We start from the raw sequence: 13,556 nt of genomic DNA on the forward strand, positions 1-13,556 counted from the left end.
GGTAATACGAAAAAACAGGAATTTTTACTCATTATTTCTTGTTCGAGCGGGTAACTTGGCTCACCTTTGCTTGAATTCGTGCAACGACACGGCCATCGTTGGCACGGGGATTGGTCATCTTCATAACCTTTAAGGACATCATCATCGCGATGACAACCAAAATCAAATCCATGATATAGGTCCACATAATACCAAGCGACGTCCCTTTCGCCATGTCTGCCGAATGACTGTTTTGGAAGACCGAAACAATCGAAGCAGCCAAAGCAATTCCAACCGCTGCCGAATAATTGTTAACAGCAGCAAAGATTGAGTTACCGGCATTGTGGAATTCGCGATCCATGTTCGAAATGGCATTGGTCATGTTGTTTCCATTCCAGAAGCCAACACCCAACTGCATCAAGATAAAGCCAAGGGTCGCCGTTAGTACCGTGAATGGCAGGACCGTCATAAAGAGCACACCAGCAAAGATCAAAGCCAACCCGATGTTGTTTGGTAAACGGGCTCCGAAACGATCATAGAGATTACCAGAAAGAACAGCCATAAAGGCCAGGCCGAGGGCACCCGGGAAAAGGGCCAAACCGGCCACAGAGGAGTTTTGATGCAAAATCAACTGCAGGCCCATTGGAATGGCATAGTTAAAGGTCAAGTTCACCATCTGCAAGATAAAGGCCGAGAAAACGGCTAAACGAAACATTGGCTTTGCAAACATCTTTGGCGAGAGCAAAGGTTCCTTTTCATTACGGGCATAGAAGTAGTAACCCAAAATACCAAAGACAAAGGCAGCAAGGGCAATCATGCTAGGCAAGTTCCAGAGACCGTCGGCAGAAAAGCGGTCGATCGTGATCAAACCGCCAATGAAGAAGGCCGAAAGGAGCAGCCAACCGATAAGGTCAAAGCGGACTTTTTTCGTGCTAACCGTCTGCTCAATGGTCAACCAACCAAGAATGAGCGAGAAGAGTTGGATTGGAATCACAACCCAAAAGATCATGTGCCAGCCGAAGGCATCCGTCAAAAAGCCACCGAAGGCAGGGCCTAAGGCAGGTGAGAAGGAAACAATCAACGAGGCGAGGCCAACCATGGTTCCCCGGCGATTAACGGGAACCTGCTCGAAAATCACGTTATTCATCAAAGGGAGACCAACACCGGCGCCAACACCTTGTAAAAGCCGTCCGAACAGGATCAAAGGGAATTGGTTCGAGATGGCATCAATTAAGATTCCAACCAAGGAAATGATTCCGGCAGCCAAGAACTGTGATCGGTTCTTAAACCGATCCTTTAACCATGAGGACATGATAATGACCATCGACGTCAGCAAAATGACCCCTGAGGTCAACCACTGAACGGTCGCGGCATCCACGTGTAGATTCTTCATCAATACTGGGAAAGAAACGTTCAAAGCCGTTTCCAACATAATATCGGTGAAGGCAATCAACGCAATCGATAAGATACTTAGAATCAGCTTTGGGCTGAGGACTTTTTCATCTGACATAACTGCCTCCTAACATCAGCAATAAAATAAAGTGAACCCGTAAAAATTAAGGGTCTTTTTGATTTTCTCTTTAAAGCAAGCGCTTCATCAACCGTTTGGATGACGGAAGCTTCTTGACTCGGCATGAACAAGGACAAGTCCATCCCCGCTCTTCCAGGTAAACCATCATAAGCAAAGAGGTGCAAGCGAATTCGCGGGTCTTCGACAAGACGTTGTAAGGACCCTTCCAAATGCTTATCAGCCAAGGCACCCACAACAAAGTCAACGGGCCCGTCGAAACGTTCCTGCACCGTTTTCTGGAGGGCCGCTAATCCGGCTGGATTATGGGCTCCGTCAAGGAAGACGCCAGAAATTATTTCTTCAAAACGGCCAGGTAACTGGGCATGTAGAAGACCCTCTTGAATCAGCGCAGCCCTGCTATTCGGTCGAAAGGCCCGGTAGGCGGCAATCGCCGTCTGGGCGTTTTCTCTTTGAAAGCTACCGACTAACGCCGTTTTGTACTCGGGGCCGTTTGCTCCAGCCACGGTGACGGGACTTTTCTTTGAATCGGCGACCTGTCGAATAACGGATTCGGCCTCTTTTGGAAGATGAGCACCCAGAACCGTTGGCTTGCCCGCCTTGATAATGCCGGCCTTTTGACTGGCAATATCCGACAAACAATCACCCAGCAGCTTTTGGTGATCTAGTGCAATCGAGGTGACAACCGCCACGGCCGTTGTCGTTAACACATTGGTCGAATCATAGTGACCGCCGATGCCGACCTCGATGATGGCCAGGTCTAAGTCTTGGTCTGCGAAGTAGCAGAGCATGATCGCCGTGACCACCTCAAATTCCGTCACGATGAGTCGGCCATCAGATTGCTCTTCAACTTCATCCGCGGCGACTCGGACACGGTCGGTATAGCGAGCCAATTCGTCATCTGAGATGTTTTGCCCATTAATTTGAAAGCGGTCATTAAAAACGACCAAATACGGGGAGGTAAAGAGCCCAACCTTCAAACCATCTGCTTGAGCAATCGCCGATAACATGGTCGAAACAGAACCCTTCCCATTTGTACCCGTTACGTGAATTGCTTCTGGAAGACGCTTCTCCGGGTGATCTAACGTGGCAAGAAGGGCCTGCATCCGTTCCTGACTATCTTTTTTTCCAGCCTTTGGCCGCGAATGAATATAGGTCAGTGCTTGATCAATCCGCATGGCGCCTCCTTTCCTTCTTACTCTTCATTATAAACACAAAGACCGTCTGATAACAGACGGTCTTGTTGATTTTATCCAGTAATTTAAACTTTAGCCCTTTTCACGGACGGTAAAGTCGCGCTTGCGACCTTGGCCATTACCACGACGTTCGCCGCCATGGTTGTTGCCCTTATAACCACCGCCATGACCGTTGCCACGACGTTCGCCATCACGACGGCCACGGTAGCCACCGCCACCATTACCACGGCGTTCACCATCGCGATGTCCACGGTAGCCACCGCCACCGTTTCCACGACGGTTACCACCACGATAGCCGCCACGTGAGCCACCCTTACCACCCTTACGGCGTGGCAAAGGACGTTCGCGAGACAAGGTAACAGGTGCGTTTTGCTTTTCCAAACCAGCAGCCGAAGCCAAGAGGCCAGCGGCCAATTGTTCCGGTGTGAATTGGCTAACCAATTGAGCAACCTGTGAAGGCATTTCTTCTGGCTTAACCAAGTTCATCAACTTAGCGGCAGAATCAATGGCCCCGTTAATGCGGCCAATTCGTGCTTCTTGCAAAGTAGCAGGTTGCAAAGGCGTCATCCGCTTCTTCGTCAAGTCTTCAATGGCACGCAAGTAGTCCATTTCGTTTGGCGCAACAATGGTTACAGATGTTCCTTCTGCACCGGCACGACCCGTACGTCCAATACGGTGGACGTACGATTCGGGATCCTGTGGAATATCGAAGTTATAAACGTGGGAAACATCCTTCACGTCCAACCCACGGGCAGCCACATCCGTTGCCACCAGGAGGTTGATTTCGTGGGCCTTAAATTGGTCCAAGACACGGGAACGCATCTGCTGGGTCAAGTCACCGTGCAAGCCGGCAGCCTTATATCCACGAGCTTCCAACCCACGGGCCAATTCTTCAACGCGACGCTTCGTACGACCAAAGACGATGCCCAAGAAAGGTTCTTGGATATCGATTGTCCGTGTCAAAGCGTCAAACTTTTCTTCGTGACGGCAGCGGATGAAGAACTGTTCAACCAAATCCGTCGTCAATTGCTTGGCTTCAATCTTCACCATTTCAGGGTTGGTCATGAACTTCACCCCAATACGACGAATGGATTCTGGCATTGTTGCTGAGAAGAGCAACGTTTGACGTGCGTCAGGCACTTGGGCAATAATCGCTTCGATATCGTCCAAGAAGCCCATGTTCAACATTTCGTCGGCTTCATCCAAGACCAAGGTTTGAACATGACCCAACTTAGCCGTCTTACGGTTAATGTGATCAAGCAAACGGCCAGGCGTTCCGACCAAAATTTGTGGGTGTGACTTTAGGCCTTGAATCTGACGGCGAATGTCAGATCCACCAAAGACAACTTGCACGTTCACGTGCTTGTCTGAACCCAACTTCTTTAATTCTTCAGCTGTTTGAATGGCCAATTCACGCGTTGGGGAAATGATCACCGCTTGGATGTTTGGGTTATCCAAGTCGATGTGTTCCAAGATTGGCAAACCAAAGGCGGCCGTCTTACCAGTTCCCGTTTGGGCCTGGCCAATGACGTCCTTACCCGCCAAAGTCAGCGGGATCGTCTTTTCTTGGATTGGTGTTGCGTCCACATAACCGTGGGCTGCGATGGACTGCAAAATGGCTTGTGACAAGCCGAGTTCTTCAAACTTCAAAATTTTCTCCTTTGAAAGCACACAAAGCGCGCTTTAAGACCAAATTGGTCTACTTCTATAATAACGCGCTCCCTGCGCGTTGGAAAGGCCAAGCAGTTTATAGTCTAACTGGACTGACTAGTGTTATCAAATGATTCAATTTCTCTTAGGGGGCAGCCTGACCGGTTAGTTCCGTAAAGAACTGCTGACCAAGTTTTTCGAAGGAATGATCGCCATCATACTGATTCGAAAGAAGAATAATGGCATTTTTCCCCTTGTTTGAAACGACGGTATTCGATTCATAACCCGAAAAGATGCCATGCCCTTCATAGACCGATCCATAACCATACAAACCGGAAACATAGTGTGCCGGCAAGTGTTGGCTAAGGAGCTGTTGAGGATTTTTATCCAATTTGTTCGTGAAAAATAAACGGTAGAGTTGATAGAGTTGGCCGGTCGTCATCGACACGTTACCGGTTCCCGTTTCCCGCTGGTATTCCACCGGCAAAACATCCCGCTCACTCTCGCTTCCAAACTGATAGGCCTTAGCAAAGTTTGCCGCCTTTTTAAAAGTCGGATAGAAAAAAATGCCTAATTTCGCCTTCTGATTAAAGGCCTGATTGGCCAGCGTCTGGAAGGGCTTGCCCGTGACTTTCATCAAAATGCCGGCGAGCAAGCGGTAGTTAATGGGCTGGTAAGTCCAACCGGACCCCGTGCCAATCACACCACCTGAACTCTCCGCATTAGCAGCTGAAAAGTCCACGTTGTCCGCATCGGAAGTAAAACTATCCGGCTGCTTGCTCTGCTTCAAACCAGAGGTCATGGTCAACAGATCCCGCACCGTAATTTGGTCAGCGTTTAAAACGTTTGGGTAATAATCCGATAGCTTACTCTCGTAAGACAGCTTACCGGCATCCACCGCCTGGCTCACCAAAATGGCCGTTAAGATCTTGGCCGTTGAAGCAACTGGAAAAGTCGTTTTCGGCCCGTTCGCCTCGTTTTTTTCAACGTTTGCTTTTCCATAGCCCTGATGAAGCACGATATGCCCGTTTTTCACCAGCAAAGCCGTACCAGAAAAATGGTTATCCTGTAAGGCCTGGTCAAGTTTCTTTGCGACTTGGCCATCGGCGTGGACCGTTTGGTCGAGTCGTTCCGTCGTTGTTGCGGATGCCTTTTTGGCAACCGCTCGATCCGGTCTGGAAGCCCCAACAATGGTCAAAGCCAAAATGAGGGCAAAGAGGAAAAGAACCGATGCAAAGTAAAAGATCGGGCGATGATACCAAGGAAGCTTGGCCTTAGCGGGAAAAATATCCGTACGCTTAAGCATGCTTCCCCCATCCTGTTGTCAACTCGTCAACCAATTGCTCGAGATGAATCCCGTGCGAGGCCTTTAAGAAGACAAAATCCCTTGCTGTCAAAGACTTTTTCAAATCCGTGGTCAACTGTTCCAACTGGTCGGCTTGATAGCCCCTGACGTCAAGATCAGCTGCTCGTTCTTTTAATGCTGGCAACAAATTTTCGACCATTAAAGGCCCAACGAGCGCGACCTTTTTAGGCTTGGCTGCCAAAACAGCGTCAGCCAAATCAGCGTGCAGGGCTGGGCCTTGCTCGCCCAATTCCAACATATCGCCAAGTACCAGCACTAAGTTGTCGACAGCATCCTTTGAAAGCGCCTGCAGCACTTCTTTAGTTGCGGTCGGATTAGCATTATAGACATCCGAAAGTAAAGTCGCCCCGTTGGCAGCCTTTAACATCTCCGTCCGGTTCTTCGTGAGATCAAAATGTGCCAAAGCACTTGCCATGGTTTTGAGGTCTAAGCCGAGGGCCTGACCAACCATAATCGCTGCTTCTGCATTCTTAACATTATAGCGGCCCAGCATGGGAATTGCAAACCGCTGACCGTTTTCGGTCCAGGCCGTGGTCGTTAAACTTTCGTCGACATCGGCTGGAACCGGCCCAAAGGTCTTCGTGTTTTCCGGTAGGGTCGTTGCCTCGACAAGCAACGGTTCGTCTGCCGGAATCAAGAACAAACCGCCCGGCTTAAGGCCTGTTGCAATCTCTAGCTTAGCCTTGGCGATGTTTGCCCGTGTCTGAAAGAATTCGAGATGGGCTTCACCAATCATGGTAATGACGGCAATATCGGGCTTGGCCAAATTCGACAGGGCCGTTAACTGACCCGGTCGGTCCATCCCCATCTCCAAAACGAGCACTTCGGTTGTTTCCGGCATGGAAAGAATGGTAACGGGTAAGCCAATCTCATTATTAAAGTTGGCCGGCGTCTTAAAGGTCTGGTACTTTTTGGACAAAATGGCCGCCGTCATATCCTTCGTCGTCGTTTTACCATTGGAACCCGTAATGGCCACGACCTTTGGTTGAACCTGCTTGAGGTAAAACTGGCTAAGCGCCTGCAAGCCCGCAAACGAATCAGCGACAACCACGGCAGGTACCTTTCCTGGCAGAACGTGTCCTTCTTGGGCCAAAACCGCCTTGGCCCCCTTCTCCATGGCCATCTGGATAAAGTGGTGACCATCGTTTTCACCAACCAAGGCAACGAAGAGATCGCCGGCTTTGACCTGTCTGGAATCGAAGGCAACCCCTGTGACTTGAACCTGGTCATTGCCCTGCACCGCGCCATTCGTTGCGACTTTGATATCTGCTAGCGTGAGCTTCATAAAGCGTTCCTTTTTCTTTCCTCTGTAAAAGTCAACAAGATTTCTTTAGCAATCGTCTGCGCCTGACTTTCCAGGGCGAAATGCCCCGCGTCAAGAGCGACGACTTTGGCAGTCGGCACATCCCTTTGAAAGGCCAGCGCGCCTGGCCAAATGAAGGAAGGATCGTTTTGACCCCAAATGGCCAATAATTTTGGCTGCCAGTCGCGCAAATAGCGCTGAAAGTCTGGATAAGCGGCAACATTGCTCCGATAGTCCAGGATTAAATCATTTTGTTTTTCAGCAAAATCAGCAATCGTTTCCCGATAAAAAATATCGAGGCAATACCCATCGGGGCCGACAGTGCCGGGCTGTTCACCGCCCAGGTACTGCGCTTTAATGGTCTTTGGATCGTAAGCCTTAGCAAAAGTCGCCCTACCTTCATCTGTCGGCTGCTGCCAATAGGCCTTGCGGGCCTGCCACTTACTGCCCAGCCCCTCTTCATAGACATTCCCGTTTTGACTAATAATCCCAAGAATTTTTTCTGGGGCTGCCATTGCGAGGCGAAAACCAACTGGTGCGCCATAATCAAAAACATAGAGATAGTATTGATCGATAGCCAGTGCCTCAAGGAAGGCAGCGATAACCGCGGTCTCATTTTCAAAACTATAGGTATAGTCCCGACGATCAGGCGATTCGCTCTGTCCAAAGCCGACCATGTCCGGTGCAATACAGTAAAAGTCCTTGGCCAATAAAGGCATTAGTTGACGAAAATAATGGGAGGCCGTTGGAAAACCATGGAGCAACAGAAGTGCCGGCTTTTTTGGATCACCAGCCGTTCGATAAAAGATCGAGACGCCCTTTGCTTGAATTCGCTTAAATAACATGTTGCCCCCCTAAAACAGCTTGAATAAAATCCTCTTAAATTCTATTTTAACGCTTTTTAGCAAGAACTGTCACCGTTTCAATGTGGGCCGTTTGGGGGAATTGATCGACTGGCACCACCGGTCCCATGATGGCATAGCCGACTTCTTGAAAGAGCGCACAGTCGCGGGCAGCCGTTTTCGGGTTACAGGACACATAAACCACCCGGTCAGGTGCCATCAACGCCGTTTTTTCAATCAGTTCCTTGGTCAATCCCCGCCGTGGCGGATCAACAAAGACGACATCCGGCCGGACACCTTCTGCTTGCCAGGAAACAAACTGTTTTGGCGCATCCGCGAGGCGATAGCTGGCGTTTTCAATGCCATTAATGGCCAGGTTTTTTTGAGCATCAAAAACCGCCCCCGGCACCACCTCAACACCAATCACCTGCTTGACACGGTCCGCCACTGACATGCCGATTGTTCCAATCCCAGCATAGGCGTCCACCACCAAATCCGTTTTCTTTAGCTGCGCCAAATCAGCGGCCGTCTGATAGAGTTTTTCGGTCATGACAGGATTGACCTGGTAGAAGGAATTAGGTCCGATCAAGAAGCGCTTGCCAAGCAAGCTGTCTTCAATTTGATCACGGCCATAAAGGGTCTCGTTATCAGCCGATAACTGGACGTAGTCCTTCTTTGGGGCCTTATTTAAAATCAACGATGTGAGGTCCGGCAGGGCTTCTTTGATGGCTGCAACGACTTGGTCTCTTTTTGGCAAAGTCGCTTCGTTGGACACCAAGACAACCATCAACTCCTTAGAGTAGTGGCCACGACGAACCATGATATAGCGAATGGCCCCTTTTTCTTCGTCTGGATCATAAGCCGAGATCTGCCATTTTTCCAAAATATTGCGGACCGTCACAATCACTTCATCCAAGCGCCGATCGTTGACAAAATAATCTTCCATTGGCACTAATTCATGTGTCCCACGCTGATAAAAGCCGGACAGCAAGTGCCCATTTTGCCATTTTACGGGTACCACGGTTTTATTCCGATAATAAGAAGGAACCGTTTCTTCCATCGTCACCGGTTCAGCCACTGAAACTTCTAAACCAGCATCCGCAAAGTTTTCTTTCACAAGCGATTGCTTCCAGTCCTTTTGGGCCGAATAAGCCCAATTGACTAAGGGCGCCGTTCCGGCCTCAATGAGATACTGGCGGTTCGCATCAATGCGTTTTGGGTGCTTTTTCACCCAAGACACAATCCGACCGTAAGCCGATAACTTATCGACCTGAATGATTTCAACCTCCACCACTTCGTCGAGCATGGCGTCTGCCAAATAGACAGGGTAGATCTGCTTCTCGTCCGCCCAGGCAACGCCCATGCCGTTTTGACGGATCTTGGCCACCGTTAATTGGATTTGTTCATGTAATTTTACAGGTGGGGTCGTCTTCGCCATGGCGCTTCCTTCTTCACATTGTTATCGAGGGACTTTTACAAAATAAAAAACGTCCACCGAGGTGAACGTTTTTGAACAAACTTATTGGTCGTTGTTCTTGAAACCGAAGTTCGCAAACTTCTTGTTAAACTTATCAACGGCACCATCAGCCTGAGTAAACTTCTGCTTACCAGTGTAGAATGGATGTGAGTCTGACGTGATGTCCATACGTACTGATGGATATTCTTGACCGTCAAATTCGGCTGTCGTTTCAGTTTCAACAGTTGAAGCTGACAAGAACTTCTTACCAGTTGCGGCATCAATGAAGACAACTGGACGGTAATTTGGGTGGATATCTGCTTTCATGACTAATCTCCTTAGCGCCCTGACTATTCATAGCCAGAGTCAGTTATTAACTGTATAAGTGTAGCATGCCAAAGTCTTTTTGACAAGAACTTATGGCATCAAATTAATCAGGTCGACCCCTTCGATTTGCAAGTCGACACCGAGGCCGCGCAGCTTCTCAGCCAAGCGGTCATAGCCACGCAAGATATGCGAAGCGTTATCAATCACGGTTTGCCCATCGGCCATGATGGCCGCAATGACCAAAGCCGCACCGGCACGGATTTCAGCGGCTTCAACCGTCGTTCCAACGAGGCGCTTGGAATGGTTCACCTTAATTTCACCGGGGTTCAGTGAGGACAACTCGGCGCCCATCCGGCGCAATTCGGCGATGTGTCGAATCCGTTGTGGATAAATGGTTTCAATAATGGTTGATTCCCCCTCAGCCAAGAAAAGGAGCGGGGTAATCGGTTGCTGCAAGTCAGTGGCAAAACCTGGGTAAGGCATCGTCTTGATTGAAACGGGCTTCAGTGCACGAGAAGGACCAATGTAGATGGAATCCTCCCCAATTTGCATATCAACGCCCATCTCAAGCAGCTTGGAAGTGTATGACTCCAAGTGCTCCGGAATCACGTTTTGAACCGTCACCCCATCGCCATAGGCCGCAGCCATCGACATGTACGTTCCCGCCTCAATACGGTCCGGAATCACCGTGTGCGTGTTCTGTGCTTTTAAGCTCTCAACCCCAGTAATACGGATTGTATCGGTTCCAGCACCACGGATGTTGGCCCCCATGTTATTAAGGAAGGTCGCAATATCGATAATTTCGGGCTCCTTGGCCACGTTTTCGATAATGGTTTGTCCCTTGGCACGCACAGCAGCCAAAATAATGTTAATCGTTGCCCCGACCGAAACGGTATCCAAGGCGATTCGCGCACCGTTCAAGCCGTTTTCACTGGCATCGATGTTAATCACATCGTCTTTTTCCGTGACTTTGGCACCGAGGGCTTCAAAGCCCTTGATGTGTTGATCAATTGGACGAGAGCCCAAGTTATCCCCACCAGGAAAAGTCACGGTTGCCCGACCAAAGCGTCCCAACAAGGCCCCCATGAAATAATAGGAAGCACGCAAGGACTTAATCGCCGTTGCGGGCAGTGGGGCTTCTTTAATTGTTGTGGGGTCGATTGACAGATCGCCATCATGAAAGTTCGAGTGAACGTTCATGGCAGCTAAAATATATTGTAAGTTTTTGACGTCTAAAATCTGTGGGACGTTGTCAAAGTTAACCGGCGTGTCCGCCAAGATAGCCGCTGGAATCAGCGCCACCGTTGAGTTTTTGGCACCACCGATGGTCACTTGACCAGCGACTTTGTGGCCACCATTAATAATAATTTTTGCCATGAGGCGAAATCCTACTTAGCTATGAGTTTACTTCGATTATACGGGGTTTATTAAAAACTGACAATTGCAATTAACGAATTTCTGCGCCAAATTTCTCAACGAGGGCCGTTTGAACCTTTGCAAAGTCCTTTGTCACCTTTTCTTCCACCAGTGTGTCATTTTGGTCCTGGTAGGTCAATTGATAGGCCAGCGATTTCTTATTCTCTGGCGTTCCCTGACCAGTGTAAAGATCAAAGAAGGAAACCGTCTTCAAATGCTGCCCGGCCGTCTGCCAAATCAAATCGACGACTTCTTGGTTGGCCAAATCAGCATCCACCAAAATGGCTAAGTCACGAGTGATTTGTGGATAGCGAGAAATGGGTTGGTAAGCGTTGTCGCGCTTCGCCACATCAATCATTTCTTCCAAATTCAATTCAAAGGCAAAAATAGCTGGCAATTTCTGCTTAGCAAGAAATTCTGGGTGCACCTGACCAACGTAACCAAGGTAAACGGAGCCAGCATAAATGTCAGCCGTCTGCCCTGGATGCATGTTTTGGTGCTCTTTAGCCGCCTTAAAGGTCACGTTTTCAATGCCGATGTTTTCCAGGTAGCTTTCCACCCGGCCCTTCATCGCATAAAAGTCAACCTCGCGCTCCTTGACGACTGGTTGCCAAGTTGATTCGGCAATCGATCCAACCAAAACAGCGGCCAAGTGTTCTTGTTCAACAGGCTGAGTGGCGGCATTGTCGTTCAAGAAGACCCGTCCCTGTTCATAGAGCGCCATGTTCTTCACAGAACGAGCGACATTATAGGCCACGTCATCAATCAAACCGGAGAGCAAATTTTGTCGAGCCGTCGTTCGGTCAGATGACATTGGGTAATTCAAAGCCAAAACCGGGTGATCAGCCCCAATGTTAAAGGCCGTTGCCTTTTCGGGTGTCATGAGGGCATAGGAAATGGCCTGATCAAAGCCAAGCGCCTGCATGATTTGACGGCTTGCTCGAATTTTCTTTTGGCGACCAGTCAAGTCACCTGCCGTTGATTGGCCATCAATCAAGGCCGTTGGTAAATTGTCGTAGCCATACAAACGGCCTACTTCTTCCACCAGGTCTGCCGGAATTCGTAGGTCCGTTCGACGGCCAGGAATAACAGCGGTCAGCTTTCCTTGGTCAACGGAGACATCGAGTGCCAGTTTTCTCAAAAGCATCAGGATCTCGTCTTCCGTCAACGACGTTCCAAGCACTTGGTTGAAACGACCAAGTGGCATGGTGATGGTCACCTGCTCTTCTTGGTTAAAGCCAACCAACGCCTGTCCGGCAGCGACTTTTCCATTGGCCAAAAGAGCAATGCAGTTGGCAGCTGAAGCCAAGGCTGTTTGCGTGTTTGAACGATCGATGCCCCGTTCCAAACGGAAGGAAGAGGCCGAGCGAAGGCCATGACGACGCGCCGCTTGACGAATCAAGCTAGGATTGTACTGGCCGGCCACCAGCAAAACATCGCGGGTCTTTTCGCTAACGGCAAAGTTTGGATCCTGCTGGATGCCAGCCAGGGCTAGAACCTGACTACCAGAAGCCAAGACAATGTCTTGGCCGGCACGCAAAGCAATGGTTTCTTCGCCATCCCCCTGCCCGAGCACTTCACCTTCTTCGGCCAAGCGGACAGTCAGATTTGAATCAGGCAGCGTGGCCAAATCAAAGGCGGCCAGTGGTTGCCCCGTCGCCAGCAACTGTTCTTGCATGGCGTCTAACACATTGTTGGTCGGTTTGATGCCAGAGGTCCACAAACGGCGCTGCAAAGCGAGCGGACTCTTTTCAACGGTCAAGTCATTGATCACCGAAAGGGCGACACCCGTTGCCAAACTTTGGCTAGCAGAAGTCACGGTCACTTGGTCTACCGCTTGAGTAGCTGAAACCGGGGCCTCGCTGACCTGCTGTTCTTGAACTTGTTGATTCGTCATCGCCGCCAACTCGTAGGCCATCCCCCGCATCGAAAGCAGATCGGCGCGGTTCGGCGTCAAGTCCGTATCAACCATCGGATCCTTTAAGCCAAGCACTTCGAGTGCATCGTCACCAGGGTTGACACCGGCCTTTTCATCAAAAACGTAAATCCCGTTTTCAATCGGTTCTGGGCAAACAGCATCGGGTAGTCCAATTTCTTGCAAAGCGGACAGCATCCCGTAGGAAACTTCGCCACGAAGCTTAGCCTTTCGGATTTTGACCATTTCGCCGCTTTCACGGTCAATGATGTGTGAGCCAACCGAAGCCAAGATGACCAACTGGCCCTCTGCAACGTTTGGGGCACCCGTGACAACCTGAATCTGTTCCTGCCCGTCAAAGACTTGCGTAATATGCAGGTGATCTGAGTCCGGATGATCCTTGACTTCGTCCACGCGAACGACAACCAAGCCGTCTTGCTTGGCAGCCGCCTGCCCGACTTCTTCAATCTCAACGGCCGTTAATTCGATTTGCTGGGCCAAGTCCAAAATCGCCTGCTCGCTCAAATCCAAGCCCGGCGTCAAATAGTCATTTAACCACTTTAAATTTGTTTTCATGA

10 protein-coding genes are annotated in these 13,556 nt (G+C 49.7%); all 10 read right to left on the reverse strand.

The annotated features are described in order from the left end of the window. Nucleotides 1-31 precede the first annotated feature (31 nt). Nucleotides 32-1,489, reverse strand: a complete 1,458-nt coding sequence (locus tag G6R30_RS05200) for an MFS transporter (protein WP_213822166.1) — start codon at nt 1,487-1,489, stop codon at nt 32-34. Further along, nucleotides 1,456-2,685, reverse strand: a complete 1,230-nt coding sequence (locus G6R30_RS05205; protein WP_213822168.1) for a bifunctional folylpolyglutamate synthase/dihydrofolate synthase — start codon at nt 2,683-2,685, stop codon at nt 1,456-1,458. Before G6R30_RS05205 ends, G6R30_RS05200 begins: the two co-directional genes overlap by 34 nt. Nucleotides 2,686-2,775: 90 nt before the next feature. Beyond that, on the reverse strand, nt 2,776-4,353 hold the full coding sequence (gene cshA / locus G6R30_RS05210) for a degradosome RNA helicase CshA (RefSeq protein ID WP_238476805.1): 1,578 nt from the start codon (nt 4,351-4,353) through the stop codon (nt 2,776-2,778). A 145-nt stretch (nt 4,354-4,498) separates the two neighbouring features. Then, nucleotides 4,499-5,659, reverse strand: coding sequence for a serine hydrolase domain-containing protein (locus G6R30_RS05215; RefSeq protein WP_213822170.1), 1,161 nt, complete (start codon nt 5,657-5,659; stop codon nt 4,499-4,501). Next, nucleotides 5,652-7,004, reverse strand: a complete 1,353-nt coding sequence (locus tag G6R30_RS05220) for a UDP-N-acetylmuramoyl-tripeptide--D-alanyl-D-alanine ligase (RefSeq protein ID WP_213822172.1) — start codon at nt 7,002-7,004, stop codon at nt 5,652-5,654. Before G6R30_RS05220 ends, G6R30_RS05215 begins: the two co-directional genes overlap by 8 nt. Further along, nucleotides 7,001-7,867 carry an alpha/beta fold hydrolase gene (locus G6R30_RS05225; RefSeq protein WP_213822174.1) on the reverse strand — a complete coding sequence of 289 codons (867 nt, stop codon included), beginning with the start codon at nt 7,865-7,867 and terminating at the stop codon, nt 7,001-7,003. The genes G6R30_RS05220 and G6R30_RS05225 overlap by 4 nt, the downstream gene beginning before the upstream one ends. A gap of 46 nt (nt 7,868-7,913) precedes the next feature. Next, the gene (gene rlmD, locus G6R30_RS05230) at nt 7,914-9,302 is read right to left on the reverse strand and encodes a 23S rRNA (uracil(1939)-C(5))-methyltransferase RlmD (RefSeq protein ID WP_213822176.1); all 1,389 of its coding nucleotides are present in this window, start codon (nt 9,300-9,302) and stop codon (nt 7,914-7,916) included. 81 nt (nt 9,303-9,383) lie between these two features. Further along, on the reverse strand, nt 9,384-9,647 hold the full coding sequence (locus G6R30_RS05235; protein WP_213792915.1) for a type B 50S ribosomal protein L31: 264 nt from the start codon (nt 9,645-9,647) through the stop codon (nt 9,384-9,386). Between the two features lie 90 nt (nt 9,648-9,737). Continuing rightward, entirely contained in the window at nt 9,738-11,024 is a 1,287-nt protein-coding gene (locus tag G6R30_RS05240) for a UDP-N-acetylglucosamine 1-carboxyvinyltransferase (RefSeq protein ID WP_213822178.1), read from the reverse strand. Nucleotides 11,025-11,094: 70 nt separating this feature from the next. Next, nucleotides 11,095-13,554 carry a phenylalanine--tRNA ligase subunit beta gene (gene pheT, locus G6R30_RS05245; RefSeq protein ID WP_213822180.1) on the reverse strand — a complete coding sequence of 820 codons (2,460 nt, stop codon included), beginning with the start codon at nt 13,552-13,554 and terminating at the stop codon, nt 11,095-11,097. Between the last annotated feature and the right edge of the window lie 2 nt (nt 13,555-13,556).

The sequence above is a fragment of the Fructobacillus parabroussonetiae genome (assembly GCF_018437265.1).
Lineage (GTDB): Bacteria > Bacillota > Bacilli > Lactobacillales > Lactobacillaceae > Fructobacillus > Fructobacillus parabroussonetiae.

Bases quoted from the DNA above. Each gene is read 5' to 3' on its own strand.
- G6R30_RS05200 (WP_213822166.1), bottom strand. From the start codon at position 1,489: ATGTCAGATGAAAAAGTCCTCAGCCCAAAGCTGATTCTAAGTATCTTA.
- G6R30_RS05205 (WP_213822168.1), bottom strand. From the start codon at position 2,685: ATGCGGATTGATCAAGCACTGACCTATATTCATTCGCGGCCAAAGGCT.
- G6R30_RS05215 (WP_213822170.1), bottom strand. From the start codon at position 5,659: ATGCTTAAGCGTACGGATATTTTTCCCGCTAAGGCCAAGCTTCCTTGG.
- G6R30_RS05220 (WP_213822172.1), bottom strand. From the start codon at position 7,004: ATGAAGCTCACGCTAGCAGATATCAAAGTCGCAACGAATGGCGCGGTG.
- G6R30_RS05225 (WP_213822174.1), bottom strand. From the start codon at position 7,867: ATGTTATTTAAGCGAATTCAAGCAAAGGGCGTCTCGATCTTTTATCGA.
- rlmD (WP_213822176.1), bottom strand. From the start codon at position 9,302: ATGGCGAAGACGACCCCACCTGTAAAATTACATGAACAAATCCAATTA.
- G6R30_RS05235 (WP_213792915.1), bottom strand. From the start codon at position 9,647: ATGAAAGCAGATATCCACCCAAATTACCGTCCAGTTGTCTTCATTGAT.
- G6R30_RS05240 (WP_213822178.1), bottom strand. From the start codon at position 11,024: ATGGCAAAAATTATTATTAATGGTGGCCACAAAGTCGCTGGTCAAGTG.
- pheT (WP_213822180.1), bottom strand. From the start codon at position 13,554: ATGAAAACAAATTTAAAGTGGTTAAATGACTATTTGACGCCGGGCTTG.